General features: G+C 55.9%; 29 protein-coding genes and 1 tRNA gene. 21 read left to right on the top strand and 9 right to left on the bottom strand.

What is annotated here, in order from left to right; translation table 11 throughout:
* Positions 1–11: 11 nt before the first annotated feature.
* Both QYQ93_RS19985 and lldD read right to left on the bottom strand, forming a co-directional pair.
* A complete protein-coding gene (locus QYQ93_RS19985) occupies positions 12–938 on the bottom strand; it encodes a GGDEF domain-containing protein (RefSeq protein WP_338475336.1) in 927 nt (308 codons plus the stop codon).
* Positions 939–1,394: 456 nt separating this feature from the next.
* On the bottom strand, positions 1,395–2,525 hold the full coding sequence (gene lldD / locus QYQ93_RS19980) for an FMN-dependent L-lactate dehydrogenase LldD (RefSeq protein ID WP_043047602.1): 1,131 nt from the start codon (positions 2,523–2,525) through the stop codon (positions 1,395–1,397).
* Positions 2,526–2,625: 100 nt separating this feature from the next.
* Between lldD and QYQ93_RS19975 the strand changes: the two genes are divergently transcribed.
* Positions 2,626–3,549, top strand: a complete 924-nt coding sequence (locus tag QYQ93_RS19975; RefSeq protein WP_338475335.1) for a LysR family transcriptional regulator — start codon at positions 2,626–2,628, stop codon at positions 3,547–3,549.
* A gap of 33 nt (positions 3,550–3,582) precedes the next feature.
* Positions 3,583–3,658 (top strand) — tRNA-Asn (locus QYQ93_RS19970).
* A 106-nt stretch (positions 3,659–3,764) separates the two neighbouring features.
* On the opposite strand, the gene QYQ93_RS19965 is transcribed toward QYQ93_RS19970, so the two are convergent.
* Entirely contained in the window at positions 3,765–4,130 is a 366-nt protein-coding gene (locus QYQ93_RS19965; RefSeq protein WP_043047600.1) for a BrnA antitoxin family protein, read from the bottom strand.
* Between the two features lie 3 nt (positions 4,131–4,133).
* Entirely contained in the window at positions 4,134–4,403 is a 270-nt protein-coding gene (locus QYQ93_RS19960; RefSeq protein ID WP_422394028.1) for a BrnT family toxin, read from the bottom strand.
* 2 nt (positions 4,404–4,405) lie between these two features.
* Here QYQ93_RS19960 and QYQ93_RS19955 point away from each other — a divergent pair, with 2 nt between their 5' ends.
* Complete coding sequence (locus tag QYQ93_RS19955; RefSeq protein WP_338475334.1) at positions 4,406–4,855, top strand: hypothetical protein; 450 nt, start codon at positions 4,406–4,408, stop codon at positions 4,853–4,855.
* Positions 4,856–4,872: 17 nt separating this feature from the next.
* On the opposite strand, the gene QYQ93_RS19950 is transcribed toward QYQ93_RS19955, so the two are convergent.
* Positions 4,873–5,757, bottom strand: a complete 885-nt coding sequence (locus tag QYQ93_RS19950) for a LysR family transcriptional regulator (RefSeq protein ID WP_338475333.1) — start codon at positions 5,755–5,757, stop codon at positions 4,873–4,875.
* Between the two features lie 288 nt (positions 5,758–6,045).
* Between QYQ93_RS19950 and QYQ93_RS19945 the strand changes: the two genes are divergently transcribed.
* Positions 6,046–7,251 carry an MFS transporter gene (locus QYQ93_RS19945; RefSeq protein WP_338475332.1) on the top strand — a complete coding sequence of 402 codons (1,206 nt, stop codon included), beginning with the start codon at positions 6,046–6,048 and terminating at the stop codon, positions 7,249–7,251.
* A 103-nt stretch (positions 7,252–7,354) separates the two neighbouring features.
* Here QYQ93_RS19945 and QYQ93_RS19940 read toward each other — a convergent pair whose 3' ends face one another.
* Positions 7,355–7,702 (bottom strand): hypothetical protein, encoded by a 348-nt coding sequence (locus QYQ93_RS19940; RefSeq protein WP_338475331.1) that lies wholly within the window; start codon positions 7,700–7,702, stop codon positions 7,355–7,357.
* Positions 7,703–7,992: 290 nt separating this feature from the next.
* Here QYQ93_RS19940 and QYQ93_RS19935 point away from each other — a divergent pair, with 290 nt between their 5' ends.
* The 11 genes from QYQ93_RS19935 (at position 7,993) to QYQ93_RS19885 (ending at position 17,753) form a co-directional block, all read left to right on the top strand.
* Positions 7,993–8,667 (top strand): response regulator transcription factor, encoded by a 675-nt coding sequence (locus QYQ93_RS19935; protein WP_043047594.1) that lies wholly within the window; start codon positions 7,993–7,995, stop codon positions 8,665–8,667.
* On the top strand, positions 8,660–9,970 hold the full coding sequence (locus QYQ93_RS19930; RefSeq protein WP_338475330.1) for a HAMP domain-containing sensor histidine kinase: 1,311 nt from the start codon (positions 8,660–8,662) through the stop codon (positions 9,968–9,970). Before QYQ93_RS19935 ends, QYQ93_RS19930 begins: the two co-directional genes overlap by 8 nt.
* A 444-nt stretch (positions 9,971–10,414) precedes the next feature.
* Complete coding sequence (locus tag QYQ93_RS19925; protein WP_338475329.1) at positions 10,415–11,143, top strand: SDR family NAD(P)-dependent oxidoreductase; 729 nt, start codon at positions 10,415–10,417, stop codon at positions 11,141–11,143.
* A 26-nt stretch (positions 11,144–11,169) separates the two neighbouring features.
* On the top strand, positions 11,170–11,883 hold the full coding sequence (locus QYQ93_RS19920) for an SDR family NAD(P)-dependent oxidoreductase (protein WP_043047591.1): 714 nt from the start codon (positions 11,170–11,172) through the stop codon (positions 11,881–11,883).
* A 22-nt stretch (positions 11,884–11,905) separates the two neighbouring features.
* Positions 11,906–12,949 carry a Gfo/Idh/MocA family oxidoreductase gene (locus QYQ93_RS19915; protein WP_338475328.1) on the top strand — a complete coding sequence of 348 codons (1,044 nt, stop codon included), beginning with the start codon at positions 11,906–11,908 and terminating at the stop codon, positions 12,947–12,949.
* On the top strand, positions 12,930–13,940 hold the full coding sequence (locus QYQ93_RS19910) for a zinc-dependent alcohol dehydrogenase (RefSeq protein ID WP_338475327.1): 1,011 nt from the start codon (positions 12,930–12,932) through the stop codon (positions 13,938–13,940). Before QYQ93_RS19915 ends, QYQ93_RS19910 begins: the two co-directional genes overlap by 20 nt.
* Positions 13,941–13,961: 21 nt before the next feature.
* Positions 13,962–14,741 (top strand): 1-deoxy-D-xylulose-5-phosphate synthase N-terminal domain-containing protein, encoded by a 780-nt coding sequence (locus QYQ93_RS19905; protein ID WP_043047588.1) that lies wholly within the window; start codon positions 13,962–13,964, stop codon positions 14,739–14,741.
* Positions 14,742–14,760: 19 nt separating this feature from the next.
* Complete coding sequence (locus QYQ93_RS19900; protein ID WP_338475326.1) at positions 14,761–15,690, top strand: hypothetical protein; 930 nt, start codon at positions 14,761–14,763, stop codon at positions 15,688–15,690.
* Between the two features lie 3 nt (positions 15,691–15,693).
* Positions 15,694–16,515, top strand: a complete 822-nt coding sequence (locus QYQ93_RS19895) for a sugar phosphate isomerase/epimerase family protein (RefSeq protein ID WP_043047586.1) — start codon at positions 15,694–15,696, stop codon at positions 16,513–16,515.
* Positions 16,516–16,518: 3 nt separating this feature from the next.
* Positions 16,519–17,313 (top strand): SDR family NAD(P)-dependent oxidoreductase, encoded by a 795-nt coding sequence (locus tag QYQ93_RS19890; protein ID WP_338475325.1) that lies wholly within the window; start codon positions 16,519–16,521, stop codon positions 17,311–17,313.
* 2 nt (positions 17,314–17,315) lie between these two features.
* Positions 17,316–17,753 (top strand): HIT family protein, encoded by a 438-nt coding sequence (locus tag QYQ93_RS19885; protein WP_043047584.1) that lies wholly within the window; start codon positions 17,316–17,318, stop codon positions 17,751–17,753.
* Positions 17,754–17,830: 77 nt separating this feature from the next.
* Here the strand turns inward: QYQ93_RS19885 and QYQ93_RS19880 are convergent, their stop codons facing one another.
* Positions 17,831–18,487: a TetR/AcrR family transcriptional regulator gene (locus QYQ93_RS19880; RefSeq protein ID WP_338475324.1), complete on the bottom strand. Its 657-nt coding sequence runs from the start codon at positions 18,485–18,487 to the stop codon at positions 17,831–17,833.
* Positions 18,488–18,609: 122 nt separating this feature from the next.
* On the opposite strand from QYQ93_RS19880, the gene QYQ93_RS19875 reads away from it, so the two are divergent.
* A complete protein-coding gene (locus QYQ93_RS19875) occupies positions 18,610–19,827 on the top strand; it encodes an MFS transporter (RefSeq protein ID WP_338475323.1) in 1,218 nt (405 codons plus the stop codon).
* A gap of 12 nt (positions 19,828–19,839) precedes the next feature.
* Here the strand turns inward: QYQ93_RS19875 and QYQ93_RS19870 are convergent, their stop codons facing one another.
* Positions 19,840–20,280, bottom strand: coding sequence for a hotdog fold domain-containing protein (locus QYQ93_RS19870; RefSeq protein WP_338475322.1), 441 nt, complete (start codon positions 20,278–20,280; stop codon positions 19,840–19,842).
* 133 nt (positions 20,281–20,413) lie between these two features.
* Between QYQ93_RS19870 and QYQ93_RS19865 the strand changes: the two genes are divergently transcribed.
* The 5 genes from QYQ93_RS19865 to QYQ93_RS19845 all read left to right on the top strand — a co-directional run bounded on the left by QYQ93_RS19865 (position 20,414) and on the right by QYQ93_RS19845 (position 24,452).
* A complete protein-coding gene (locus tag QYQ93_RS19865; RefSeq protein ID WP_043047580.1) occupies positions 20,414–21,031 on the top strand; it encodes a TetR/AcrR family transcriptional regulator in 618 nt (205 codons plus the stop codon).
* A 53-nt stretch (positions 21,032–21,084) separates the two neighbouring features.
* On the top strand, positions 21,085–22,296 hold the full coding sequence (locus QYQ93_RS19860; protein WP_043047579.1) for a YeeE/YedE family protein: 1,212 nt from the start codon (positions 21,085–21,087) through the stop codon (positions 22,294–22,296).
* Positions 22,286–22,819 carry a GNAT family N-acetyltransferase gene (locus tag QYQ93_RS19855; protein ID WP_043047578.1) on the top strand — a complete coding sequence of 178 codons (534 nt, stop codon included), beginning with the start codon at positions 22,286–22,288 and terminating at the stop codon, positions 22,817–22,819. Before QYQ93_RS19860 ends, QYQ93_RS19855 begins: the two co-directional genes overlap by 11 nt.
* Positions 22,820–22,909: 90 nt before the next feature.
* A complete protein-coding gene (locus tag QYQ93_RS19850; protein WP_217881638.1) occupies positions 22,910–23,452 on the top strand; it encodes a cysteine hydrolase family protein in 543 nt (180 codons plus the stop codon).
* 4 nt (positions 23,453–23,456) lie between these two features.
* Positions 23,457–24,452, top strand: a complete 996-nt coding sequence (locus QYQ93_RS19845) for a GlxA family transcriptional regulator (RefSeq protein WP_338475321.1) — start codon at positions 23,457–23,459, stop codon at positions 24,450–24,452.
* On the opposite strand, the gene QYQ93_RS19840 is transcribed toward QYQ93_RS19845, so the two are convergent.
* Positions 24,424–24,594, bottom strand: coding sequence for a DUF2986 domain-containing protein (locus QYQ93_RS19840; RefSeq protein WP_338475320.1), 171 nt, complete (start codon positions 24,592–24,594; stop codon positions 24,424–24,426). The two genes, QYQ93_RS19845 and QYQ93_RS19840, sit on opposite strands and share 29 nt — an antisense overlap.
* Positions 24,595–24,724 lie beyond the last annotated feature (130 nt).

Raw genomic sequence — 24,724 nt, 5'->3', positions numbered from 1 at the left:
ATGGCGGGGGCCTACCCCGCCATTGCCAAGCGATTGCGGCCTTCGCGCTTGGCCACGTACAACGCGTTGTCTGCCCGGCGCAGCAGGCTTTCAGCCGACTCGGCCGCCAATAGCGTCGAGCAGCCCAGGCTCACCGTCAATTCGATCCGTGTGCCCTCCATCCAGTAGTCCTGGGCTTGTGCCGCCTGGCGCAGGCGCTCGCCGACCATCCTCGCGGCCTCGCGACCGGTGTTGGACAGCAGGATCAGAAACTCTTCCCCGCCAAAGCGGAACACCATGTCCACGTTACGCAACTGGCGTTTGATCGCCCCGGCCACGGCGCGCAGCACACTGTCGCCGGCGGCATGCCCGTGGGTGTCATTGATTTTCTTGAAATGGTCGATGTCCAGCATCAGCAACGACAAAGGGTGCAGGTGCCGCCTGGCCATGTCGATCTCCCGTTGCAGGGTCTGGTCCATGGCGACGCGGTTGCCGGTTTCGGTCAACGGGTCACGCAGGGCGCTGCGCGTGGCGGCGCGGTAGAGCAGGGCGTTGCGCATCGGGTAAAGCAACGTTACCAACAGCGCCTCGAGCTGGTGCAGCTCCTCTTCGATCAGGCGTTGGTTACGGCGCAATACCAGTTCGCCCAAGTGCTCGCCCTCGTGGCTCAAGGTATAGCTCACCGAATGGTGGCCACGATGACCGAACTCCAGGCGCAGGTCGCTGGCGACATGGCGATATTGCAACGCATCCAGTGGCACCAGGCGCTGTATTTCGCGAAAGAACAGACTGAGGATACGCTCCGGCTCAAGGCTGGTTTGCAGCTGCTGGCTCAATTGCTGGCGAAGTTCAGTGAGGGTCGCAGGACGGCGTGGGCGAAGGGAAGGCTGACCCAATCCCAGGCGCTGCAATTTGGCACTGTCGAAGTCAATTGCGTTGGTCTGGGTGGGTGTTTTCATAAACGAATGGCCTCTAAGCACTTGGCTGTCTTACAGGCGGGATGAGAGTGGCGAACGCCAAGCGTCTTACTGTTCCTTCAGTACCGTAAAACATTGGAAACAGTTTAAACCGCTTTGCCTCGGGTTATAACCCCAGGGCACTGCCGCACGTCTTGTCATCGCCTAACCTGCTTGGAAAGTATCAGGGCGAGATTCGTGCCAAGTTTATAGAGTCAATAAAATTCCTTATAAATCAATCGACTGTATTTGAGATAAGAAAGTCTGACAAACAATGGCGCCAGTTATTTGGCTGGTTGGAGCTGGAGTTGCTACAGCTTGCTCAGTTTTACTCTTTTTGCGGATCGGGTTGTTTGTCGAAAATAAAAAAGCCTGGATTAAGCCGCAAATACAGCACGGCTACCATCACGGTAAAATCCAGGCATACGTTAAGGCTCGCGCTATTGCCGATCAGCAGGGCTAGACCAGGGTGCTACGGTCGATCTGTGCGACTGAAGTGACTCCGGTCAAGGTCATTGCTACGCGCATTTCCTTGGCGAAGATATCCAGCAGGTTCTCCACCCCGTACTGGCCCTCGGCAGCCAGTGCATAGGCGGTGGCACGCCCGAGCAGGCATGCCTTGGCACCCAGGGCGAGCATGCGCACTACGTCGAGCCCGGAGCGAATGCCGGAGTCCACCAGCACGGTGAGGTCGTCGCCCACGGCTTCGGCGATTGGCGGCAACGCCTTGGCCGTGGACAGCACGCCGTCGAGTTGCCGGCCGCCATGGTTGGAGACCACGATACCGTCGGCGCCGAAACTCACCGCATCCCTGGCATCCTGTGGGTCGAGGATGCCCTTGATGATCATCGGGCCTTTCCAGAACTCACGGATCCATTCCAGGTCTTTCCAGCTGATCGAGGGGTCGAAGTTGTTGGCGAGCCAGCCGATGTAATCTTCCAGGTGAGTGGGTTTGCCCAGGTACCTGGAGATATTGCCCAAGTCATGGGGGCGACCCATCAGGCCCACATCGAAGGCCCATTGCGGCTTGGTGATCGCCTGCAACATGCGCCGTTGCGCCGCGTATGGGCCGGACATGCCCGAGTGAGCATCGCGGTAGCGCGCGCCAGGTGTCGGCATGTCGACGGTGAAGACCAGCGTGGTCACCCCAGCCGCCTGTGCCCGCTCCAGCGCGTTGCGCATAAAGCCGCGATCCTTGAGCACATACAGTTGGAACCAGATCGACTGCGGGCTTTGCGAGGCCACTTCTTCAATCGAGCACACCGACACCGTCGACAGGCAGAAGGGAATGTTTTTATTGGCCGCCGCCTTGGCCGCTTGCACTTCCCCGCGCCGCGCATACATGCCGGTCAGGCCCACCGGGCTGAGAATCACCGGCATCGCCAGTTCAGTGCCGAACAGCTCGGTGCCCAGGCTCAGGTTATCGACATTGCGCAGGATGCGCTGGCGCAGGCTGATCTCGGCCAGGTCCGAACTATTGGCGCGCAGCGTGTGCTCGGCATAGGCGCCGCCGTCGATGTAGTCGAACAGAAAGCGCGGCAACTTGCGCTTGGCTGCAGCGCGGTAGTCGGAAGCGGACGAGATGATCATCTACGGTGTCTCCACAGGGCAAAGTGCTACACCATAAGCAAAGTTGTGACATGATAAAAACAACTTTTATCACTGCTATCCAGTCGCAAAAGGAATACTGATGAACCTGCGAACCTTGCGTGCGTTTGTCGAAGTGGTACGTCAGGGCGGCTTTTCCCAAGCGGCCGATACGGTGGCGCTGACCCAGTCAACCGTCAGCAAGGCGGTCAAGACCCTTGAGGACGAGCTGGGCACGCCGCTGCTTAATCGCCTCGGCCACAAGAACGAGCTCACCGCCGCCGGCGAAATTGCCTACCGCCGCGCCCTGGTGATACTCGCCGAACGCAACGACCTGGTGGCTGAAATCAATGACCTGCGCGGCCTCAAGCGTGGTGTGCTACGCATTGGCCTGCCGCCCGTGGGATGCGGCGTGTTGTTTGCCGCCATGTTTGCCGCATACCGCAGCCGTTACCCGGACATCGATATCGAACTGACCGAATACGGCAGTAAAAAACTGCGCGAATGCCTGGAGGCGGGGGAGGTCGACCTCGCGGCCCTGCTGTTGCCGGTAGACGAAGGCTTCGACTACCAGCCGGTACGCAACGAACCCCTGATCGCCGTGCTGCCCATCAGTCACCCGTTGGCGCGTCGCAAGCGCATCGACTTCACCGACCTGGCGGACTCGCCATTTATCCTGTTCGAAGCCGGCTTCGCCCTCAACGCCAAGATCCTCAGCGCATGCGAGCGCAAGGGCGTGACCCCCAAAGTCACCGCCCGCAGCGGGCAGATCGACTTTATCGTCGACCTGGTCGCCGCCGGGCTGGGCGTCGCCTTCCTGCCACGCATGCTGGCGCACAAGCACCAACACACCGGCATCGCCTTGATCCCTCTGGACGAACCCCACACCGACTGGCACATCGCCCTGGCCTGGCGCGCCAGTGCCCACCTGCCACCCGCGGCCCGGGCCTGGCTGGATTTGGCCCTGGAGCCGGCGTTTTCAAGTGGACATGACGGTGAATTGCGGCGAGTGTCAGGGAAAGCTTGACTTCTTCTTTTTAATCAGTAACATACGGCGCATTCCGCGATAGCTCAGTTGGTAGAGCAAATGACTGTTAATCATTGGGTCCCTGGTTCGAGTCCAGGTCGTGGAGCCAGATAGAGAAAAGCCTGCAGAGATGCAGGCTTTTTTTTGCTTGGGATTTGACCCGGCAATCCAACCGCAGAGCGCGCTTCGCATGACGCCATCGCTAATCCTTCGGCTCAGATAGATTTGCTTTTTGATTTGGTAGGTTTTGGGCTGGCAAGCATTCGATCTAATTCTCCAGCAAGCGCTATCAACTGCTGTTCCAAGGCTTTTACCTCCGAGACGCTGATTCCATTGTTGATGACCTGCAGGGTTTTGGCTTGTTTCTTCGAGGCAGGCGCGAGGTTATGTGCATCCTGGGAAACCAACGCCTGTCGCAGCAGGTTGTTGATCACAGTTTGATAGCCGGTACCGGCATTTTCCGCACGTTCACGGGCAGCTTCGATCACTGCATCGTCCAGCATGATCGTAATGCGGGTTTTGCCTTTATTCTGCGCGATAGCGCCGCGCTTGGCGTCGCTGAAGTCGTATTCGTCTTTCATGATTCAAACCTCCAGGTACTGGCGCCGTTCATTTCTGGATGCAAGCCGGGCACTGATGATGCGTACGAAATTGGGATCACGATAGGTGTAGGCCACCACCAATACGCGGCCCTTTGCATCTGTGCCCATGATCACCCAGCGTTCTTCTCCGTGATCGTGGTCTTGCAGGGTCAGGGCTGCCTCGTCGTAAAACACCGGTTCTGCATCAGCAAGGCTTACGCCTCTGTGCTTGCGCTGATTGGAGATGCTTTTTGCGTTATCGAATTGAACCATGAATGTTTTTATTATGCATATTTTATATGTATAAAAATCGATTGAATGGATCGACGATCAAGGAAAAGATCATCCCGGACGGCTTTGTTGTGGATACGCTATTTCCCACTCGAGGCGCGTTGCGCGCAAGCGCAACCAGTTTGGCTGTGGGTGGCCACGCTGGTGACTTGGAGGTAAAAGTCCTCTACACACCCGGCAAGGGGATGCCTGCCACTGTGCTACCGAGCGTCGGGATCCAAGCAGTTGACCCTGCACAGCTTCCATCCGTGACTGCGTCTGGGCTGGTCTTCAGTGCCCTCAATGATCATGCCTCGTTTTTTGAAATGCGCACAGATTGCTTTAAAGGTGGGATGCAAGTCGTCAATGTTGAGGCCACGCACTTTCACCTTTTGAGCGAGCCAGGGATCAGCCCGCTCATATCGCATTTAGCCGAACATATTTCTTGCGATTGATTGCACGGTCAATTGGCTTAAAGGGGGAAAAGATTATCCACCATGAAATCGACGAATGCTCTCAGTTTGGGCGATAAAAGGCGGCTCGAAGGCCATAGAATCCGGAAGGTGGTCACGTCCTCGTTGAAGTCCTCCAACACTGATATCAGCGTTCCGTCGGCCAACTGACGCTTGATAGCGATATCCGGTACGCAGGCTATCCCGAGGCCATGTTCAACAAACGTGACCAAGGGTTCCAAGGTGTTGGTTATCATACTGACAGGCAGCTCAAGGTTGGCTGGTAGGCCCTGGCCCAAAGGCCAACTGGCCAACTTCCCGGTACTTCGGTAGCGATATAGCATGCAAGCATGCTGGCTCAGGTCTTCCGGTTTATGCGGCACCCCCGCACGTTTAAAATACGCGCTGGATCCGACAATGACACGTCGGTAGGTACCGACCTCACGGGCCATCAATCGGCAATCCGTTGGATCCCCTGTGCGGATAACCGCATCAAAGCCTTCCTCGATGACATCCACCAAGCGATCCGTGCAATCAATGTCCAGTTCGATGTCTGGATAACGCTGTTTAAACCTGGCAAACGTCGGCATGAACAGCATGCCCACGGACGGAACACTGACTCTTAACTTGCCATAGGGGGTGGCTTGCGAGTGCGACAATTCATTTTCTGCCGCTTCGACCTCGTACAGGATCCGCCTGCAGCGTTCTAGAAACTGCGCACCTTCTGGCGTCAGGCTGACGGTGCGGGTTGATCGGTGAAATAGCCTTACGCGCAATCGTTCTTCAAGACGCCCGATAGCCTTACTGACTGCCGATGCCGATATGCCGAGCTGTTTTGCGGCGGCGGTAAAACTTCGCGTTTCACCGACTCGAACAAAAACATCCAGTACACCCAAACTCTCCATACACCCTGCCTATTATTGACTTACCTGTCATATATGTTCGGAACTGTACCCTGTTTTTCATTCCCCCTACGTGGGCCACACTCATCTTTGCCAAATAGGATTCAGGTGGCCGGCATCGCTGAGTCTTCAATATTTTTTTAGAAGGAAAATCCCGATGGGTTATGCACATTTAGACGAGCCCGCGGCGCACCTGCTGCGTTGTGCGATCAGGCATGCAGCTGTACTCGCGCCACACGGCAACTGTCGGGAAATGGAAGTTGTTTGGGTGGTTAAGGGAGTGAAATCTCAATGACGACTAACAATAAGGCTGGTTTTTCCAGTCCAGACACCCTCAGCCCAGGTCTACCCCTGGCCGGTCTCTTGGCGTTGGCAATGGCAGCTTTTATCACGCTGCTGACGGAGATCATGCCTGCCGGGTTGCTCTCCTCGATTTCGCAAGGGTTGAGCGTATCCGAAAGCCTGGCGGGACAGTTCATCACCGTGTATGCGGTGGGCGCGTTGATCGCCGCTATTCCATTGACGATTTTGACCCAGGGCATGCGGCGCCGACCGCTGCTGTTGACTGCGATCGCTGGCTTTGCCGTGGTGAATTTGGTCACGGCGCTGTCTGACGATTACATGGTTTCGCTGGTGGCACGTTTCTTTGCGGGTGTATTTGGCGGCGTTGTATGGTCGCTGCTGGCAGGTTATGCGGTTCGTATGACGCCGAGTCACCTGAGTGGAAGGGCAATCGCTATATCCGGGGCAGGTGCTACGATCGCGCTGGTGTTGGGGGTTCCACTGGGAGCCCTGCTGGGGCGAGCAATTGGCTGGCAAGGCGCCTTTGGCCTGATGACCGTATTGGCGTTATTGCTCATCGTATGGGTGATCGCCACCGTGCCGGATTTTCCTGGGCAGACCAAGGAGCAGCGTCAGTCCCTTGTTAATGTTTTCCTGACGTCGGGTATTCGCTCAGTGCTCTTTGTTGTTTTCACTTTCGTTGTCGCCCACAACGTTCTCTACATCTACATTGAGCCATTCCTGGATACTTCAGGGCTGGCTGCAGAATTGGATGTGGTTCTGTTTGTATTCGGGCTAGGTTCCATCGTTGGCCTGTGGCTTGTGGGAGCAACAATTGATCGTCGGTTGCAATTTCTTATCGTGGCGAGTGTGCTTATCTTTGCTTTAGCGTCCCTGTCGCTTGGGCTTTGGGGCAGCGTCCCGGCGATGATCTATCCCTCTGTTGCGGTGTGGGGGCTGGCTGTCGGAGGATTTGCAACCATCACCCAGACGGCGTTGTCACGCTTGGCGGGTGATTCGGTTGATGTCGCCCAGTCGATGTACACCACGGCCTGGAACACTGCGGTTGCCGGTGGTGGGGTAGTGGGCGGTGTACTGCTGGCGCAGGCTGGATCGACGTCATTTCCGTGGGTCATAATCGCAATTTTGATTGTCTCGTTGGCAGGTGTGATCTTCTCGATGAATAAGGCGCTGCCTGCACCCCGTCGCGCTTGATCCCATGCAATAGACCTGGCTTCTTCGCAACGCTCCTGTTGTTGCGAGGAGGACAGGGGAGCAATCCAAAACCTTGATTAGCCGCGATTCTTCAGTTGGAACTCTAGAACATACGCGGTAATTCAACGGCAGGCAGAACGTATTCAAGCCATTTACTCCCACTTGACCCTGGAAGATCCAGCGCGTCATTGGTGTTTGTCACTTCTTCCTCTTCGGCTGTGTAACAACGGTCACTGCTACGTCTGCCATCAGGGTAGACAATAAAACCCCCGCGCCCGTTATGACATTCGTGCAGATACACCGACGCCAGCTCGCGTTGCTTATCAACATGGGCATTCAAGCGCGCGATATAGATACCCACCGCAACCGACACACACACAATCAGCACCACACAGGCGACCAACTGGTTGGTATAGCTGGCGCCGACGTCATCAGCATGCACGGGTGACATACCACGACTCTGAGTGCTCGATGTTGTGGCCAATCGGAAACCAGCTATTGCCTCCCATACGCACCCGCTGAGCTTGCGGTGGCAGGCAACCGACCAGCAGTGTGAGGAAAATCAAGGCTAGCAGGACGCCTTTGATCATCGAAGACAGGTTCATGGCGATGACGAGCTCTGGACTAGAGGAACCTCAGCTTAATCGGCGCTGGGTTAACGTCAGGTAAACACCCGCAGGGAACCGCTCGACTTCCGTTATCCTTCAAACCTCTGCGCACTACTTGTCTGAGGTTTCTTCCGTGCATATCCACTTGCTGCTGGTCGAGGACAACCTGGACCTGGCCACCACCGTCATCGAGTACCTGGAGATCAGCGGCATCGTCTGCGACCATGTCACTAATGGCCAGACCGGGCTCAACCTGGCCCTCAACCAGCATTACGACGTAATTCTCCTGGATATCATGCTGCCGCGACTGGACGGCCAGCAATTATGCGAGCGGCTGCGCCAGCAAGGCATCCAGACGCCCATCTTGATGCTGACTTCCCTGGACGCCTTGTCTGACAAGCTCGCCAGTTTTGCTGCGGGCGCCGACGACTACCTGGTCAAGCCGTTCGAATTGGCTGAACTGCTGGCCAGGATTCGTGCACTGAGCCTGCGCCGCAGCGGTCAGACCAGTCGCTTGCAAGTAGATGATCTGGTGATGGAACTGACTACCCGCAAAGTCAGCCGCGCGGGTCAGGAGCTGCATTTGTCACCCATTTGCTGGACCTTGTTGGAGAGCCTGATGCGCGCAAGTCCCCAACCCGTTTCCCGAGAACGCCTGGAAGCGAAGATCTGGGGCGATGAGCCACCCGACACTGATACGCTCAAGGTGCATATGCATCGGTTGCGCAAGGCCGTGGACAAGCCTTTTGGCCGGCCGTTGATCCATACCCTGGCGGGTGTCGGCATTCAGGTAAAACCCCATGCGTAACGGCCTGAGCCTGAAGTGGGTAATCAGCGGCAGTTTCCTGTGTCTGATTGCGGTGGTGCTGGTGATCTACAGTAAGCTGCTGCCTGAATTTACCGTGCGCGGCCTGTTCTATACCGCCAGCGCGATGATGGAGGAGGAGGCCCAGTATTTTCTCCGGCACTACAAACAGGACCCGACCACGCCGACGCCGCACAATTACTTCTATACCAGCGTCATCGGCAAGGAGGCATTGCCACAGGACGTCCGTGAGTTGCTCAATACCTCGCCGAGCTTGTCCTTCGGTGCGGTGAATATCTTCGGCGATCTCTATTCCGATGATGACGACGAGCCGTTCCAGATCATCCTCGAACAGCCCCTGGGTGATGGCAAAACCCTCTACATGTACGACATCGACCACGATAAGGAAGCCGGGGGTGAGGTCCAGACGCCGTTGTCTGACGCCTATTTCGACCAGGTCATAGAGAGTGTCAAGTTCATCAGCCTGGCTGTCTTCGTGCCGGCGCTGATGATTATTGCCTTGCTGGTCTGGTGGCTGGTTCGGCCGCTGGGGCGCCTGGTGCAATGGTCCGGCACACTCAAAGACCCTGATGCACTGGCCGGCCTACGGCCTGGTTTCAGCTTCAAGGAGTTCAATATGCTGGCCGATGCCCTGGCCAAAAGTGTCGAGCAGGTGCAGGCCGCCAGCCAGCGCGAAGGCCGCCTGTTGCGCTACACCAGCCATGAACTGCGAACGCCATTGGCGGTGCTCAAGGCCAATATCGAACTGCTGGCCCTGCAATCCGGCGGTGTCCTGCCTCCCTCCTTGCAGCGTATAGAACGCTCCGTGCTGAATATGCAGCTTATCGCCGAGACCTTACTGTGGATGAGTCGCGAGCATGCTGAATCGCTGCCGGAGGAGGACGTCAACTTGAGCGAAGTGGTTGGCGAATTGATTGAGAAGCACCGCTACCTGATCGGTAACCGGGACATCGAGCTGAGCATCGACATCCACGACGAACCTTGCCGACTGCCCCCTACCGCGTGCCGCATCGTGATCGGCAACTTCCTGCGCAATGCACTGCAATACGCCGAAGAGGGCGCAGTAGATATCAGCTTCAAATACCCTCGGCTGGTGATTGCCAATCACATCAGGGAGGTCAAGCCGCGCCAGGAATCCGACGACTATGGCTATGGCCTTGGGTTGCAGTTGATGCGGCAATTGTGCGCAAAGCTGAACTGGCAGATTAACGTGATCCGCGAGCAGCAACGGTTTACGGTCGTCCTCGATTTCACCCGCGTGAAGGCTGGGGAGTCAGCTGTCTAGCCTTGAGCAGGCAACCATCATTCACCTTCGTCAGCGAGCAAATCGACAGGCTTGGTGTTGAAAGCGCCTGGCTGGTAAATGACAGTTGCGCATCAATTTGCCGATGAGTCGCACACTATTTCATAGTCTCCAGATATGGCGCGGTGCGCGCAGGGATGGCATTTAGATATCAAGCGAAGATGTACTGAATGGGTGCCTTCTGTGAAAGGTGAATTTTTTATTTCTTATAATTTATTACGATAAACCCGGTGCTGTTTATTTGGCCTGCTTATAAAAAACATAAAAACCTCAATTAAATCAAACGATCATTGGATCCAATCCATTGTTTGACTTTTTTGGCTGAGGCCTTTAAAAATATAAGCACATAAGAAATCAAATAACTATATAGGTAGCAAGCTACCGATGTGGTTGGTATTTCTTTTTCTACAACAGGGAAGTTGAATTATGAAAGTTGCACTTGTCACGGGTGGGACGAGAGGTATTGGCTTATCTATCGTAGAGTTACTCGCACAGGAAGCAAACCTGAGGGTTATCACCTGTGGTACAAAACCGCAACCAGGGGTTGAATTCCCTGAGCAAGTTGAATATGTTCAGTGTGATATCTCCCATTCAAATTCCGTCACGGCGATGATCGATCAGATTATTGCTGTGCACTCTAAAATCGACATACTCGTCAATAATGCGGGTATCTCTCATGTCAAGCCTAATGGCCGTTTCTTGATCGAAGATCTTGAAGAGCAGACGTGGCATCAGGTCCTCAATACTAATTTGTCAGGCGCCTTTTACACCTGCAAGCAGGTGATTCCCCATATGAAAAAAAATCGATATGGGCGAATCATTAATATTTCCTCAGCTTCTGCCAGGTTTGGCGGGATACTCGCATCCGTCGACTATATTTCGTCGAAAGCCGGGCTGATAGGGCTCACAAAAGGCCTCGCTTACGAATTAAGAGGTTGTGGCATTACTGTTAATTCGGTGGCACCCGGTCGCATCGATACCGATATGATTGCCGACGCGAAACTAAGCGATGAATGGGCTGAACAACATGTTCCGCTCGGTCGGCTAGGCCGCGGAGAAGATATCGCCGGGGCCGTTTTGTTCTTGATTTCCAAACATGCTGACTATGTGCATGGGGCCACACTTGATTGTAATGGGGGGTGGGTCATAACTTAGACTTTCTATTTTAAAGGGGGATACTTATGTCCAGTAGAGTTGTTGTAATAAGCGGCGGCACCCGGGGGATTGGCCTGGCCATTGCAGAGAAACACGCCCTTTCTGGCGATACTGTTTTCTCGTTGTGCTTGAGCCCGGAGAAGTACACCAAAACCCATGCAAATATCCATGTAATAAAGTGTGATGTCCGAGACTTCAGGACCGTTACTGAGTGTATTGACCAGATCCTTCTGGAGGTGGGCAGGGTTGATACACTCGTCAACTGTGCCGGTATTCAGCAGCCGCCTTCTGAGGGGCTGGAGCACATTGATCTTGAGGATTGGCGCAACGTTCTTGATACGAATCTTGATGGTGTCTTCCATCTGTGCAAAGCCGTGATACCCGCTATGAAACGCAGGCGTGAAGGCGTGATCATCAATATGGCGTCAGTGGCCGCTACTGACGGGTACCCCATGGCCTGTGCCTATGCGACTTCTAAGAGCGCACTGATCGGGCTCACGAAATCCCTGGCCAAAGAGCTCGCCACGTACAACGTTCGGGTCAACGCCATCATGCCCAGCCTGACCATGACGGATGCCGCTTTAGGGTTGCCATCGACCACCCTGGAACGGCTGGTGAACCTGGTGCCCTTAGGTCGCATTGCACTGCCGGAGGATATCGCTGGCGTTGAATTCTTTTTGTCCAGCGCCGATGCCAGTTACGTCACTGGTGAACTATTCAGAGTGGCGGGTGGACGATAAACACAGCCAGGAGGCTCGACTCATGTTGAACATTGGTATCGTTGGTCGTAATCACGGAATGAAGCACCTGAAGAACATACAGCGCTATCATTCCAAGTCCGCCAGAGTTAAAGGCCTTACCTATAAGAACTCTTCGAAGCGTTCTGAAGTCGAAGCAGGCGTCCAAACGTACAGCAACTATAAGACCATGGTCGACGAGGGCTGTCTCGATGCATTGGTGCTGGCCGGCCCGCACAATTTAAATCGCGAAATAATTGAGTTCAGCGCTGATAGAATAAAATTTTTCTTGATTGAAAAACCAGTAGCCCATAATGCGTCGGAGATTTCCACGATAAAGGAAATGCTTCAAGAACATAAATGTACGGCGTTGATAGGCCATCACCGCAGGTTTTCATCTAAGGTGCAGGAGTTCAAAAGAATCATTGCGTCTGGCATTATCGGCAGGGTTATCTCTTTTGACTCGGTCTGGTGCATTAAAAAGAACGATGAGTACTTTAATAATGATGAGGCCAACTGGCGGATTCACGCCAATCAGGGCGGTGGGCCTTTAGCGATCAATGGTGTGCATGAAATAGACACTGTCAGGTATCTGTTTGGTGAAATCGGCTTGACCAAGGCGCTATTGGGTCAACGTAACAGGCGCCTGGCCGTCGAAGAAAATATCACGGCTATTTTTAAATTGAATAACGGAATTATCGGAACGCTGTTGATCGGCGATAACATTCCGTCTCCCTTCAATTACGAAAAAACCATGGATGAAAACCACTCATTCCCTAAGAGTAATGTGGACTTTCTGAAAGTCTTCGGGGACAAGGGCGCGATTTCTTTCCCCAGTTTTACCTTGTATCCATATGAAGGCTGTGGTGACTGGTTCTCGGCTTTTTCGGCAAGCACTGTGGGCTCTAATACGGTTGGCGAGGATCCCCTCAAGCTGGAAATGGACCATTTTATTAGAGTTATAGAAGGCAAAGATGTGCCCTTGGTCAATATCGACGATGCGCTGAGGAATATGGCTGTTGTAGATAAAATAAAACAGGAGATTAAAAATGAAAGCGTTGAGCTATGACGGGCAACAAGTCGTTTATCAGGACGTTGGCCACAGTGATACCGACGTCTATCCTCGTCCTGTAAAAATAAAAATCCAGTTAGCCGGAATCTGTTCGACGGACCTGAAGATCGTTGACGGCAAATATTATAATAAAGCGCTGTTAAGACCCAATGGCGTCCTCGGCCATGAGGGCTGTGGTCACATCGTGCAGAGCGCGCCCGGCAGTCCTTTCAAGGAGGGCGATCATGTGGTCTTTGAGACCGTCTTTCCCTGCCAGCAATGTGACTCATGTGTACAGGGCCTCACTAATTATTGTCGTAATTGGCTGCATATCGGCATCAATTCCAACGGTACATTTTCTGAGTACCTGACCGTTGACGAGTCAATGGTCCATAAAATCGGCGACGATATCCTTCCTCAAATCAGTGTGCTCGCCGAGCCTCTTTCCATTGCGCTGAACTCCATGGCCAGTATTTTCGACGGACGCCGGGATGAGGAAATGACGGTCGCCGTGGTCGGTCCTGGGATCCTTGGGCTTTTGCATACACTGCTGTTGGCGGAAAACGACTTCTCGGTCGATGTGTACGGTCTTGGCAGCGATGATCATCGCCTGGAGAAGGCGCTTGGCCTGGGGGCGAATAGGGTCTTCAAAACCGATGCTGCTTCGGTCTTCGAGCAGCAATACGACCTGGTCATCGACTCCAGCGATACCAGTTCCGGTGCGGTATTCGCACTCAGCCGTTGTAAACCCGGCGGACACCTCAGGGTGCTGAATCTTTCGACAGAGAAGGGCATCAGCTCCTCCGATGTGGTCAAGAGTGGGTGTCACATATCCACGAGCAAGGGCATACACCACAGTCATATGGTCACGGCCTGCAATTACATAGATTCCCGTGGTCACAAGCTGTCCGGGCTGACGACTCATTTATTTACGCCGGATGAATATCAACAAGCGTTCAGTTTTGCTCGCAACAAGCAAGGGGTCAAATCGGCGTTTAACTTCAACTGAACAGGCGCGGTGGGATTTCATATGGTTGGGCAAATTGAGAAAAATATCCGTTACCAGATCTTCAAACAGTGTCACGAATCGGGGGGAGGGCATATCGCCTCGTCGTTATCGATGGTGGAAATATTGTGGTCAATTTTTTCCGCGCATTATAAAGCACCGCACGACAGGTTTCTGCTGAGTTCCTGCCAGGGCGCGCTGGCATTGTATAGCGTGCAATATGCGCTCAAGCGTGAGGATTTCCAACTCTCTGACTTCTTGAAAGAAGGGTCGGATCTGACCATGTTCCCCAATACTGATCTTGCGTTTTCAGATATGACTTCGGGTTCTCTCGGGCATGGTATTTCAATGGCTGTTGGGATGGGCCTGCATAAGCGGTTTAACGCCGCGCAAGAGCATACTTTGTATGTTGTTGTCGGGGATGGCGAACTGGATGAAGGGAGCAACTGGGAAGGGCTCATGGCGGCAGCGCACTTCTCGATCAATAACCTTATTGTTATAGTCAACTACAACAAAGTTCAAATTGATGGTCCGACCGCAACGGTGATGAATATCGAACCGCTGCAGGATAAGTTGACTGCCTTTGGTTGTGACGTACTCAGTGTGAATGGGCATGACACTCAGGCGATCAGCGATGCCATCAGCACCCTCAAATGCAAGAAGACCCAAGGCCCTTCTGTCTTGATTGCACACACGGTTAAAGGGCACGGCATCAGTTTTTGCACCAAAGACCTCAGTTGGCATTATCGAATCCCTACGGCTTTGGAATTGGACTTTGTAAAAGACGAGTTGAATGTTCACTGAATGCCAGGGAGCCATAACGATGAAAAAGGATTTAAGGGACGTTATCAATAACTACATTGTGATGAACGCAGAAAGCGCTGATCTCTACGTGGTGGCTGTGGATTCGGCGATTTCTTCCAACCTTCAAGCGTTTAAAAGCAGGTTGGGCCACCGCTTTATCGACGTAGGGGTCGCTGAGCAAAATGCGTTCGATGTGGCTGCCGGGTTGGCTCGGGAAGGGGCTACGGTATTTGTGTTCGGTATTTCCACCTTCCTGCTTTATCGAGGTTATGAGCAATTACGCTCGGTCATCTGTGAGAATAAATTCAAGGTCATTTTTGTCGGACTTTGGTGCGGTCTTTATTATTCGGATCAGGGTTATACGCACTTGCAGATAGATGATATTAACGTTACTCGCTCACTGCCACATCTGAACATATATTCACCTTATAGCACTCACAGTACCCAACACTGCCTGGAGGATGCATTGATGCATGACGGGCCTTCCTATGTCAGGATTGAGAACCCGCTACCGGGCAGTGACTACCTTGATAGTGATGCATCCAACGGTCTGTCTAGAATTGGCGATTTCACCCAGCTGGCCATACTCGCAACCGGTCAGTCGGTCAAACGCAGTTTGCTGGCGTCCGACTATATAAAGTCGTCACGAGAGGTGGATGTTCCCGTGTATCCCTTGTGTGACTTGGATGTCAAACGCTTACGGTCAAGCACCCAGCACTATGTGGAAAATTACCAGCATCTGTTAATTGTGGAAGAACACTTGGCATTCTGTGGGGTCGGCGCCCATATAGGGTTTACCTCTTCCACGAATAAGGCCGGTAGTCAAATACACTGCCTGGGGGTGGGTGAGCTTGTTGTGCGTAATCAAACCTATGGCCGGGCATTGGAATATCACACGCTTGATACCCACGGCATTATCAATAAATGCCTGGATATATTGGAGGCTTAAGCAATGAAAGTTTATATTAACGAAGGTAGTTTTGGTTTTGCGATGTCACCTTTGGAAAAAATCGAACTGATTTCCGAGTCGAAATTTTCTGGCATCGGTTTGTGGTTCGAAAAACTCGATCTTTGGTTGCAACAGGAGCATGCCGAGCCTGAGAAGATAAAAGCGTTATTGCAGGAAAAAGCTGTCGATGTTATTGAGATTAACTTTATAAAAACCCTTTTTACTCATGAGTATGAAGACCCTCAATTACAGCACGAAATTGCGCGCGGTATTTTCTATGCAAAATTGTTCGACGCGCCTTTTTTAACGGCCGCGACGTTCGGAGAAAACCTCAAACCTTCTCTGTACGAAGAGAACATCAGAAAGCTGTCCCAACGACTGGAGCGCGAAGGGCTTTCTCTTGCAATCGAATTTCTTCCCTGGACCGAGATCCCTTCTATTTCAGCGTTGCAAGCGGTGCTTGTCGCAGTTGATCGCGAGAACGTCGGTATCTTGCTCGATACCTATCATTTCTTCATGGGCGATGCGGATCTGGCGGCTTTGGAGAGGGTGCCTGCGCAGAAGATCTTTCTCATTCACAGCAACGACCTGATTAAGCAACCTGATCTTTTCTCAACATTGTCATTGATTGAGATAACCCGTGGCTATCGGGTAGCGCCGGGTTTGGGGGACTTTCCTCTTGAGCAGTTTTTTAAAACCCTGCGGCAGATGGGAGTAAAAGCCCCGGTAAGCCTTGAAGTATTGAACAAGGACTCCACGTCTGAGCAGCACATCGAGTCTGTCCTCAACGCCTACACCTCTACAGTGCAGCAAATAGGAGCGTAAGCCATGTCTTCAGTAACATTGACAGCAGTGGTCACCGGCGCTGGGGGCACCATCGGCAAATGTTTCGCCTTATCCTTGGCAAGTATGGGTTACGACTTGGTCATCATCGATACTCACCGGGGTAATCTCGATGCGCTTCAAACCACGCTTCACCGTGAATACCCTGATACTCAAGTACTTGCGCTGGACGTCAATATCACTGACCCCCAGGAAGTGATGAGTGCCGCCCAACGGGTGCAGGCAAGGTTCCAAGGCATTGACCTGCTCGTCAACAACGCTGGCATTTCCCCCAAGTTGCCCACTGGTAAACGAATTCCGTTCCTGAACATCGAGGATGATGAATGGGACTTGGTCATGGAAACCAATTTGAAAAGCGTTTTTTTGATGTGTAAGTATTTTTTTGAGGGACTGAAGGCCAAGCAAGGAAAAATCGTCAATATTGCGTCGATGATGGGGGCTACGGGCTCTGGTGTTGATACCAATAAGCTGTTTCCTTACAGCGTGTCGGCGGCGCACTACAGCGCATCGAAAGCAGGGGTGATCAATTTGACCAAGTCCTTGGCGCGCGAATTCGGGGCATTGGGTATGCCGGTTTACGCCATCGCTCCCGGTGCGGTGGTTGGCGGGATGGGCAAATTCGATGAGAGTTTTATCCAGAACCTGAAGGAGCAGATACCCAGCCACCAGTTAGGCAACCCTGAAGAAATTGTCAACGCATTGACCTTTCTGCTAACCAGCGGCATGAGTTTGACCGGCCAAACCCTGCACGTTAATCATGGTTGGTTCATGGGAGGGTAGGCATGTCTGCTCTGACAGTTTATTCAGGAAAACACATCGTCATTAGTCACTGTCGGGACTGTGACATTCCTGGCTACATGATCATTTCGTTGCAACGGGTGGTCTCTGAGCTTGGCGAACTCGGCGGGGATGAGCGTGCAGAGTTGATGCTGGGATTAACGTATGCAGAGCGGGCCTTACACAGCGTGTTCGCACCTGAGAAGATCTACATAATGCGTATATCCGAGCTGGATCCGGTACTGCATTTTCATGTGTTTCCTCGATATGCCCAGGCTACCCAGTTGTATTTGGAGGAACACGCCGAGCCCGTTATTGATGGCGCGTTCTTTTTCAGCTGGGCACGAAAAAGGTTCAGCAGCGTATTGCCGCAGCCTACCCCCGACATAGGGCAGGCTCAGTCAATACTCCAGAAAACCCTTGGCACTTATTTTTTGCAGTGAGCCACATTGATGCGTTCAGTTCGGGCGATGACAGCGTGCTGAGTGTGTCACGCACAGGAAGGGGGTCCTTACGACGATCAATTTTTTAACAGCATTGGCGTGCCGTGACGAATGGGCGCAGCCGTAGAAGCGGCGATGTCCCAGGTCAACAGCAGATGGTTGATCGCTGCATCGATATGCTCATAGGGCGTGTTATCCCGCGCCTGGATCGACACGCCCTGCAAGAAGCAATCGAACACGGTCGCCATCGCCTCAACATTCAGCGTGTCCGGCAACTGACCGGCCTGGATCGCCCGCTGTACACACGCGACAATCCCCGCCCGGGTGCGCGCCCGGGATTGGGTCAGCGCATCCACCACCCGTGCGTGCTCCGGGCTCGGCGCGCTCATCACCCCCAATGTCACCATGCAGCCCTTGGGGTGGGCGTCGTCGCATTGCATGCGCGCTGACTGGCGCAATGCGGTTTCGACGGCCCGGCGTGGCGGCAGGTTTTCATCCCACAGGCATTCGGTGACCTGGGCGTAGGTCGCCAGGTAGCGCTGCACGCACTCATCGAACAGTGCTTCCTTGGAGCCGAACGCGGCGTAGAAACTCGGTGCGGAAATCCCGCCACCCAGGCCCGTCTTGAGTTGGGCGAGGGAAGTGGCGTCGTAGCCGTGCTGCCAGAACAGGTGCATGGCCTGTTCAACGGCCTGTTCTCGGTCGAAGCTGCGGGGGCGGCCCATTTGCGCCATGACGACAAACCTCTTGGGGAAGATGAGATAAATACTAGTCGATACATAAGTCGTTGACAATGCGGTGTCCCGCTGTGCAACATTTGTATCGATCAGTATTTAAGTCCGCCAAGGAGTTTCCCATGACACCCTCACTCAGCCTCTCGGCGTCGTCCGAACGCCTGCCCATCGGCGCGTTGCTCGCCCTGGCCATGACCGGTTTTATCTGCATCGTCACCGAAACCCTGCCCGCCGGGCTGTTGCCGTTGATCAGCGCAGGCCTGGGCATTTCGCCGTCCATGGCCGGGCAGATGGTCACCGCCTATGCGCTGGGCTCGGTGCTGGCGGTGATCCCCATGACCATCGCCACCCGTGGCTGGCGCCGGCGCAATGTGCTGTTGCTGACCATCGTTGGTTTTTTGTTGTTCAACTCCATCACCGCGTGGTCGTCCCATTATGGCGTGACCCTGGTGGCGCGCTTCTTTGCCGGCGTTTCAGCCGGGTTGGCCTGGAGCCTGCTGGCCGGTTATGCGCGGCGTATGGTAGCGCCCCATCAGCAAGGCAAGGCACTGGCGTTGGCGATGGTCGGCACGCCGATTGCGCTGTCACTGGGCGTGCCGCTGGGCACCTGGCTCGGTGGCCTGGTGGGTTGGCGCAGCACGTTCGGCCTGATGTCGGCGCTGACCCTGGGGCTGATCGTGTGGGTGCTGGTGAAGGTCCCGGACTACCCACCACAGCCTGCGCATCAGCGCGTATCTTTGGGCAAAGTGCTGACTACGCCCGGCGTACGCCCGGTGCTGGCGGTCGTCATCAGTTGGATGCTGGCCCACAACATTCTGTACACCTACATTGCGCCATTCGTGGCGCGGGCTGGCTTGGCGAGCAGGGTCGACCTGGTGCTGCTGGTGTTCGGTGTTGCCGCATTAGCGGGCATCTGGCTGACGGCGCGTCTGGTCGAGCCGATGCTGCGCAAAACCGTATTGACGAGCCTGGGGGCATTCGCGGTGATCTGCGTGGTGTTTGGCCTGCTAGGCAGCCAGCCCGAAGTGATCTACCTCGGCGTGGCGATATGGGGCCTGAGCTTCGGCGGCGCTGCCACCTTGCTGCAAACCGCCCTGGCCGATGCCGCCGGGGACGGCGCGGATGTGGCGCTGTCACTGAACGTAGTGGCGTGGAACAGTGCGATTGCCGGCAGTGGCGTGATCGGCGGGGTGCTGCTGGATCACTGCGGCGTGGCCGCGTTTCCCTGGGCGATGCTGGTATTGATCATGCTCGCGTTGCTGATCGCCTGGACGGCGCATGCCCATGGTTTCAAGCCGGGACGGCGGTCTGCCAATGGGCCTGCGGTGGCGGGGCACTGAACGACGGTGTGCCTATGCGAGTTTCACATTCATGATGATGTGGGCGGTGAACACCTTGATGTCGCCCGCATCGAAGATCTCTACCGGTACGATCTTGTCCCCCGCAGTCTGCCAATCGATGGCGCTGCCGTCGGCGACCGCGCGGATATCGGTTTTCGCCTTGGCCAGGTATTCCACGCTCATGCCCTTGGGGATCCAGCGCGCGCCAGGGGGGATCGACGCATCGGTCATCATGCCGCCGGCCAGTTCGGCAGCGTTGCACAGCGCGATGGCGTGCACCGAGGCCAGGTGATTGGTGATTTCCTTGCGAAACGGCACGGTGACCACCGCGTGGTTGGGCTTCAGCTCAGCGATTTGCGGCGTGATCGTGCTGAAGTAAGGGGCCATTTGACAGGCCAGGTTGCTGAATGCGGCAGGGCCGACGCTATTGAACATGCTCAGGGCTTGGCTCATAGGAGTATCCTCAGAAGTGATTTACAGAATAATATTCTGTAACGGAACAATATTCCGTAGCTTCCCTGTCTGTCAACCAGGCTTTCTCTGGCGGTCGCTCAACCTATAAACTGTTTTTATTTGGCGTCCCCCCATGCACTCCATCGATCTTATAGAGCGCACCTTTCCCGGTCGGCGCAGCGACCTCAAGCGCACCATCCTGCGTGAAGCGCTGGCGTGCTTTAACGAGGCGGGTATCGAAGCGACCAATATCGAAACCATCCGCGCGCGCTGTGATACCAGCGTCGGCGCTATCTATCACCACTTCGGCAATAAAGAGGGTTTGGTGGCGGCGCTGTTCTTCGCTGCGCTGGAAGACCAGGCCAGTTTGCGTGATCGCTACCTGCAAACGGCGGACACCGCCCACGCCGGTGTGGTCGGCCTGGTGTACAGCTACGTTGAATGGGTCAGCGCGCAGCCGGAGTGGGCACGGTTTGTGTTCCAGAGCCGTTTTGCCGTGTCCAACGGCCCGTTCAAGGACGAGCTGATCGCACGCAACCAGCAGCGCAACCAGCAGTTGAAAGCCTGGATGAGTGGGGAAGGGCGCAAGGAGCACTTCAACCATTTGCCAGCAGAACTTATCCCTTCGTTGATCATTGGCGCGGCGGAAAGCTACTCCCGCGCGTGGTTGTCGGCGAAGGTCAAGAAGAGCCCTTTTGAGTACCGTGAGCTGCTGGCCGACGCCGCGTGGAATTCCTTGAGCCTCAAATAGGACCCGCACCTGAAGGGTCTATACTGGCCTCCTTCCAACCAATCGAGATCCCCATGAGCACCTCCCTTTCCCTGGCGCCTGCGCGCAAGCCTGCCGCGCCACTGATCGCCTTTATCATCCTGGTGGCGGGCGCCCTGTTCCTGCAAAACACGGTGGGTGCGCGCCAAGTGCTGTTGCTGGTGGTCGGCGCCGCCCTGGGCCTGACCCTCTACCACGCCGCCTTCGGTTTTACCTCGGCCTGGCGCGTATTTATCAATGATCGGCGTGGCGCCGGCTTGCGGGCGCAGATGGTGATGCTGGCGGTAGCGGTGCTGCTGTTTTTCCCGGCGCTGGGCGCGGGCAGCCTGTTCGGCCAGCCGGTGGTCGGACTGGTGGCGCCGGCCGGGGTGTCGGTGGTGTTCGGGGCGTTTATCTTCGGAATCGGCATGCAATTGGGCGGCGGCTGTGCATCGGGCACTTTGTTCACGGTGGGCGGCGGCAATGCGCGCATGCTGGTGACGCTGTTGTTCTTTATCTGTGGTTCGTTGATCGCCACCCATCACGTCGATTGGTGGTTTGCGTTGCCGTCGTTCCCCGCGGTGTCCATCGTCAAGAGTTTCGGTGTACTGCCGGCGTTGGTCCTGAGCCTGGCGCTGTTTGCGTTGATTGCGCTAGTCACGGTGCGCCTGGAAAAACGCCGCCATGGCCAGCTTGAACAAGGCGTGCAAAGCGAACATCAAGGGCTGCGCCGCTTCCTGCGTGGGCCCTGGCCGCTGGTGTGGGGCGCGATTGGCCTGGCGTTGCTCAACTACGCCACTTTGGCCCTGGCCGGGCGGCCGTGGGGCATTACCTCGGCGTTCGCGCTGTGGGGCGCCAAGGTGGCGAGTGGGCTGGGCGTGGATGTGGCGAGCTGGGCGTTCTGGCAGATGCCGGCCAATGCCAAGGCGCTGGCCGCGCCGGTATGGGAAGACATCACCAGCGTCATGGATATCGGCATTGTCCTCGGCGCGCTGCTGGCTGCTGGCCTGGCCGGGCGTTTTGCGCCCAGCCTGAATATTCCGGCGCGCTCGTTGATTGCGGCTGTGATCGGCGGCCTGATGCTCGGTTATGGTTCGCGCCTGGCCTACGGCTGCAACATCGGCGCCTATTTCAGCGGCATTGCTTCGGGCAGCCTGCATGGTTGGGTGTGGCTGGTGGCGGCGTTTATCGGCAACGGCGTGGGCGTGCGCCTACGGCCGTTTTTCTTCGCGGGCGAACGGCCCCAGGTGGCCTTGAGTGGGTGCTGAGCGGCCCGCTCACATTCGCTTGGCGCGCACGGACGATGCCGGGCTATTGCCCGCCATCGAGCGCTCTGCCGCCCAAGCGTTCCGGGCAATCGAGGGGCTGGGCTGGCTGGCGGATGCCGCGCCGATCAGCGTCGAGCGCCATCGGCAATGGATCGCCTTGATGACCTGTTGGGTAGTGGTTGATGAACGCGGCCAGCCTCAAGGTTTCCTCAGCTCAGAGTCTGTCGGTGACGACCTGCATATCCATGAAGTGTCGGTGGCCCAGCCGCTGCAAGGCCAAGGCTGGGGTCGCAGGCTGGTGGAAACGGCGATGGGCCATGCACGTGCTCGGCACCTGCGTGCGGTGACGCTGACCACTTTCCTGCAGGTGCCGTGGAATGCCCCGTTCTATCGGCGCCTGGGCTTTGTAGCGCATACCGATCAGCGTTTGGAAAATCTCCTGGCGGATGAGTATGCCCATGGCTTCGAACCTGGCAGCCGATGCGCCATGGCGTGGCCGGTAGGATGTCCGAATCCGTCCTGAAGTAGTCCGTGGCGCGTCTGTCGTGCGAAGTGTGTTGTCCTTACCCTGGCTGCATCGTTCAGTCACTGATACAAGCCACAAGGACAACCCATGAGCCGTAAAGCCCTGATTGTGATCGACGCCCAGCATTCGTTCCGGCATTCAACCTACTGGTCCGAAAATGACCTGCCCGATTACCTGGAAAAACAGCAGGCCCTCATCGATGGATGTGTTCAGCAGGGCATCCCGGTGATACAAGTCTTCCATGTTGAAGACCAGGGGCATTTCTCCATGCAATCGGGCAACGTCAGGGCATTGAGCGAGTTGTCGATCAACCCGCAGTTGGTGATCCACAAGCGCTACCACAGTGCCTTTGCCGGTACGCCATTGGCTGCTCGCCTGACGGAGATGGGCGTCAACACGCTGATCATCAGCGGCATTCGCACCGAGCAATGCTGCGAGACCACTACACGACAGGCTGCGGACAGCGGCTTTACGGTGGATTTTGTCAGCGAGGCGACGCTGACCTTTCCGATGACCCATGCGCATAGCGGTCGGGTCTACACGCCGGCTGAGATTCGCCAACGCACGGAGCTGGTCCTGGATGACCGATTCGCGCGCATCGTGACGGTCGCCCAGGCGCTGGCGGGATGAATCAATGAGCGTGCCGGTACTGTTCGTGCTGTTGCCAAACGTGCTGATGCTCGACCTGGCGGGGCCTGCCGAAGTGCTGCGCCTGGCCGCGCAAGTCGATGACCCGGCGGCGGTGGATTTCGACTTGCACTACGTCAGCCCGGTGGCGTCACTGCACACGTCCATCGGCTTGCCGCTGACAGGGTTGGCGCCACTGCCACCGACCCTGGCCCCCGGCACCCTGGTGGTATTGGTGGGCTCGACGATGAAGGTCGACAAGGCGCGCCAGCAGGCTTTCGAGTCGGCCAGCAACCACCTGACCCACTGGCTGCAAAGTGTCTTCGCACCCTCGGCGGAACGCCTGGTGTGCGTATGCGCCGGCGCATTGAGTGCCGCCAGGGCCGGGCTGCTTGATGGGCGCCAATGCACCACGCACCACTCGTTGTGCGCCACCTTGCAAGCCATGGCGCCCAAGGCCCGGGTTCTGGAAAACCGCTTGTACGTGACCGATGGCCCGGTCAGTTGCAGCGCCGGTGTCACGGCCGGCATCGACCTGATGCTGCACCTGGTCGCCGAACTGGCCGGGCCACGGCTGGCGTGTGCGGTAGCGCGGGACATGGTGGTGTACCTGCGCCGCAGCGGCAGCGACCCGCAGTTATCGCCGTGGATAGCCGGGCGTAATCACCTGCATCCGGCGGTGCATCGGGTGCAGGACGCTATCGCAGCGGCCCCCTGTGAAGCCTGGACCGTTACACGCATGGCCGCCCTGGCCTGCACCGGCAGCCGCCACCTGGGGCGCTTGTTCCAGGAGCATGTCGGCATCAGCCCGCTGGATTACCTGCACCGCCTGCGCCTGGCCGTGGCCCGCGAATTGCTGATGGAGTCTGACCTGGCCATTGAAACTGTCGCCGAGCGTGCAGGCTTTGGTTCGGCGCGGCATCTGCGGCGTATCTGGGGCAAATATGAAGCGGAAGCCCCTTCAACGGTGCGCCTTACTCAGCAGGCGTCTCGGGGGACGTAACCGGGTCCTGGCCAGCGTCGGTTTCCAGCTTCAAACGGTCGGCCTTGCTGACGTATCTGTCTTTGCTTTTTGGCGCCAGCTTGGCACTGGCCTTCTTGGCTTTGGCCTTGAAGAGCTGCTGGAGTTTTTTCTGGCGGTTCATGTCTTGCTGCCTGGGGAGGAAAGGAGTGGATGATACCAGCTTGAAAAAACATGGCCGGGCCTGGGTCGCTTTTTCGCGGCAATCTGTGCATTGAACGGGGCTGGGTTTTACCAATAATCAGGTCCGGTAT

The sequence above is a fragment of the Pseudomonas khavaziana genome (assembly GCF_036704165.1).
GTDB lineage: Bacteria > Pseudomonadota > Gammaproteobacteria > Pseudomonadales > Pseudomonadaceae > Aquipseudomonas > Aquipseudomonas khavaziana.
This window is presented reverse-complemented; position numbering and strand designations above follow the sequence as displayed.